The organism is Mycobacterium sp. 1245852.3, from assembly GCF_001669335.1.
Lineage (GTDB): Bacteria > Actinomycetota > Actinomycetes > Mycobacteriales > Mycobacteriaceae > Mycobacterium > Mycobacterium europaeum_A.
On sequence record NZ_LZLL01000547.1, the window covers coordinates 1 to 2994 of the forward strand.

Consider the following 2994-nt stretch of genomic DNA (forward strand, 5'->3'; position numbering starts at 1 on the left):
ACCCGTCGTGTGAGGCCATCGGCCTGCTGAAGATGGACTTCCTGGGCCTGCGCAACCTGACGATCATCGGCGACGCGCTGGAGAACATCAAGTCCAACAGGGGAATCGACCTCGACCTGGAGTCGGTGCCGCTCGACGACAAGCCCACCTACGAGCTGCTCGGCCGCGGCGACACCCTGGGCGTGTTCCAGCTCGACGGCGGGCCGATGCGGGACCTGTTGCGCCGCATGCAGCCCACCGAGTTCAACGACATCGTCGCGGTGCTGGCCCTGTACCGCCCTGGGCCGATGGGCATGAACGCCCACAACGACTACGCCGACCGCAAGAACGGTCGTCAGGCGGTCAAGCCGATCCACCCGGAGCTCGAGGAGCCGCTGCGCGAGATCCTGGCCGAGACGTACGGCCTGATCGTCTACCAAGAGCAGATCATGTTCATCGCCCAGAAGGTCGCCTCGTACACGATGGGCAAGGCCGACGCGCTGCGCAAGGCGATGGGCAAGAAGAAGCTCGAGGTGCTCGAGGCCGAGTACAAGGGCTTCTACGAAGGCATGACCGCCAACGGCTTCTCCGAAAAAGCGGTGAAAGCCTTGTGGGACACCATTCTTCCGTTCGCCGGGTACGCGTTCAACAAGTCGCACGCGGCCGGCTACGGGCTGGTCTCCTATTGGACGGCCTACCTGAAGGCCAACTATCCAGCCGAGTACATGGCCGGCCTGCTGACGTCGGTGGGCGACGACAAGGACAAGGCCGCGGTCTACCTGGCCGACTGCCGCAAGCTCGGCATCACGGTGCTGCCGCCGGACGTCAACGAGTCCCTAGTGAACTTCGCCTCGGTGGGGCGCGACATCCGCTTCGGACTGGGCGCGGTGCGCAACGTCGGCGCCAACGTGGTCGGCTCGCTGATCGGCACCCGCAACGGCAAGGGCAAGTTCACCGACTTCTCGGACTACCTGAACAAGATCGACGTGGCGGCCTGCAACAAGAAGGTCACCGAGTCGTTGATCAAGGCCGGCGCCTTCGACTCGCTGGGGCATGCCCGCAAGGGCCTGTTCCTGGTGCACACCGACGCGGTCGACTCGGTGCTGGGCACCAAGAAGGCCGAGGCCATGGGCCAGTTCGACCTGTTCGGCGGCGGAGAAGATGGGGTCGGCTGCGATTCCGTGTTCAACATCAAAGTGCCCGACGACGAGTGGGAGGACAAGCACAAGCTCGCCCTGGAGCGAGAGATGCTGGGGCTCTACGTGTCCGGGCACCCGCTGAACCAGGTGGCGCACCTGCTGACCGCTCAGGTCGACACCCAGATCCCGGCCATCCTCGACGGCGATGTCCCCAACGACACCCAGGTGCGGGTGGGTGGCATCCTCGCGTCGGTCAACCGGCGGGTCAACAAGAACGGAATGCCTTGGGCGTCAGCCCAATTGGAGGACCTCACCGGTGGCATCGAGGTGATGTTCTTCCCGCAGGCCTACTCGGTGTACGGGGCCGACATCGCCGACGACGTCGTGGTGCTGATCAAGGCCAAGGTCTCGCTGCGCGACGACCGCGTCGCGCTGATCGCCAACGAGCTTGTGGTGCCGGACTTCTCCAATGCGCAGCCGAACCGGCCGCTGGCGGTCAGCCTGCCGACGCGCCAGTGCACCATCGACAAGGTCACCGCGCTCAAGCAGGTGCTGGCCCGCCACCCCGGCACGGCGCAGGTGCACCTGCGGCTGATCAGCGGGGACCGCATCACCACGCTGGAACTGGATGCCTCCCTGCGGGTTACGCCGTCGCCGGCGCTGATGGGCGACCTCAAGGCGCTGCTCGGCCCCGGCTGCCTGGGCGGCTAGGCGCTTCGTCGGATCACCCGATCTCCGCGAGTGTGAAGTTGGTTTCACGCTCGCAACCGAACGTGAAGCTGGTTTCACACTGGGCGCCGGCGGCTAGGCGCTCAACCCCAGCACGGCCTGGTGGTCGTGGGTCGGGACGATCGTGACCGCGTGACGCGCCAGGTGCAGTCGTTGCACGGTCTTGAAGGTCTGCTCGCGATCCTCGTCCACCAAAAGACCCGGATAGCTTGACTTTTGGCGGACCATCTCGATCTGCATGGCGTGCCAGGCCGCGTCGCCGGCGATCAGGATCCAGCCGCGTCCCGTGTGGGCGAGCACCCCGACGCTGCCCGGGGTGTGCCCGGCGAGGTCGACCAGCAGCACGGACTGGTCCCCGAAGAGGTCGTGGCTTCGGGTGAAGGTGAGCACCGGCGGCCCGTCCAGCTCGTACTCGACAACGGGCCTGCCGCGCAATGAATCCCGCACGCCGCCGACGGGCGCGACGGGCCCGGCGCCGATCCAGTCGCGTTCGGTGCGGTGCAGGTGCACGGGCAGCCCGGGCAGGTCCAGCAGGCCCGAGACGTGGTCCCAGTGCGCGTGGGTGGGCAGCGCGAAATCCAACGGCGCGGCAATGGGCGCCCGGCCCAGCGCGGTGATGGTGGGGACGGTGTCGGCCGGGGGACGGACCGCGACCCGCAGCACCGCGGGCAGTTGGGCGATCGCTCGTCGCTCGACGTCGACGCACACGGCGGGGTCGACGATGAACGTGGCCTCCGGGTGGCTGACGATGAACGACGTCAGCGAGTTCTCGATGCGCGCCGGCGTGAAGGCGCCCTCGACAATCGCCGCGGTCGGCACCGACCGCGGCACCTGGGGCAGCGCGGTCACCGTCACGGTGCGGCCGGGCGTCGGTAGCCCGGCGTCGGCGACGCTGCGGATGAACCGCTCGTCGGGCCGCCGCGGACGCACCATGCCGAGCACCAGTCCCGCTGCGGCGCTGCAACATTGGCGGATCCCGGGGGAGCGGACCGGGTCGGCCACCGGCGCGTGTGTCATGGCAGCTCCACCCGCACGATGACGCTGCCCGGCCACACCCCGCGATCGCAGGCGCGCCGCAGCTTCTCTCTCGCGCACAGGTCTTGGTGCACGTTGGTCACGCCGGGAACCTTGATCAGCGGCACGATGT

2 protein-coding genes and 1 pseudogene are annotated in these 2994 nt (G+C 67.9%); 1 reads left to right on the top strand and 2 read right to left on the bottom strand.

The features are described 5' to 3' along the window. The coding region (dnaE, locus tag A9W96_RS25305) for a DNA polymerase III subunit alpha (RefSeq protein WP_156765402.1) at positions 1 to 1829 on the top strand (1829 nt) is incomplete at its 5' end. Between the two features lie 93 nt (positions 1830 to 1922). On the opposite strand, the gene A9W96_RS25310 is transcribed toward dnaE, so the two are convergent. Beyond that, entirely contained in the window at positions 1923 to 2864 is a 942-nt protein-coding gene (locus A9W96_RS25310; protein ID WP_067143945.1) for an MBL fold metallo-hydrolase, read from the bottom strand. Next, a pseudogene (locus A9W96_RS25315) lies at positions 2861 to 2994 on the bottom strand (PPOX class F420-dependent oxidoreductase); the annotation flags it as partial. The pseudogene A9W96_RS25315 and the gene A9W96_RS25310, both read right to left, overlap by 4 nt.

What these genes read in the sequence shown, in the direction of transcription:
- A9W96_RS25310 (WP_067143945.1), bottom strand. Translation starts at nt 2,864, where the DNA reads ATGACACACGCGCCGGTGGCCGACCCGGTCCGCTCCCCCGGGATCCGC.